The sequence below is a fragment of the Flavonifractor sp. An4 genome (genome assembly GCF_002161755.1).
GTDB lineage: Bacteria > Bacillota > Clostridia > Oscillospirales > Oscillospiraceae > Flavonifractor > Flavonifractor avicola.
Genome location: NZ_NFIL01000128.1, coordinates 1 through 556, shown reverse-complemented (window position 1 = coordinate 556; position 556 = coordinate 1). Strand labels below are relative to the sequence as shown.

General features: G+C 59.4%; 1 protein-coding gene and 1 pseudogene. Both read right to left on the bottom strand.

Going from position 1 to position 556, the window contains the following annotated elements; translation table 11 throughout:
- A pseudogene (locus tag B5F94_RS16065) lies at positions 1-278 on the bottom strand (hypothetical protein); the annotation flags it as partial.
- 11 nt (positions 279-289) lie between these two features.
- The coding region (locus B5F94_RS16610) for a hypothetical protein (RefSeq protein WP_204247523.1) at positions 290-556 on the bottom strand (267 nt) is incomplete at its 5' end.

The following is a 556-nucleotide window of genomic DNA, read 5'->3' as shown; positions in this document are numbered from 1 at the left end:
GGGATGCTGATGGTCCGCCGCTCGCCAAAATTCCGAATGAAATCGGAATATAAGGGTGATTTCAATACCTTGAACGGCAGACCGCTGGACGCACAGGCCCGGCGGATGAAGTCCACCTGCTTTGCGACCCATGGGGGTTCAAACCCGAGGTCGCAATAAATGATGGCGTCATAGATGGGGACCAGAGGATGGACGGGCCGCCCGGCCTTTGCGTTCTCACAGCTCATCAGGGCCAGGGCTGTGCTCTGCATCCCTGCGCCGCAGGAGAGGATTTTCATTTGCCATCCTCCTACGCCGGGACGGCATATTTCACCGGCGCATGGATCATCTTTACGCCGCCCCGGGTCCATGCGGAGCTGCACATCCCGTAGACGCTTTCCACCGCGTAGCCGTCACCGCCGTCCGGGAGGGCAGAGCGGATGTATTTGACCGGCAGCTTCACATCCCGCTCCAGCTGAATTTCAAACACGCTTCCGCCGCCCTGCCAAGGGTCATACAGGCCGGTCACGGTGTCTTTCTCCAGGATGATGTAGCCGCAGTAGGGATTTTTGCGGCT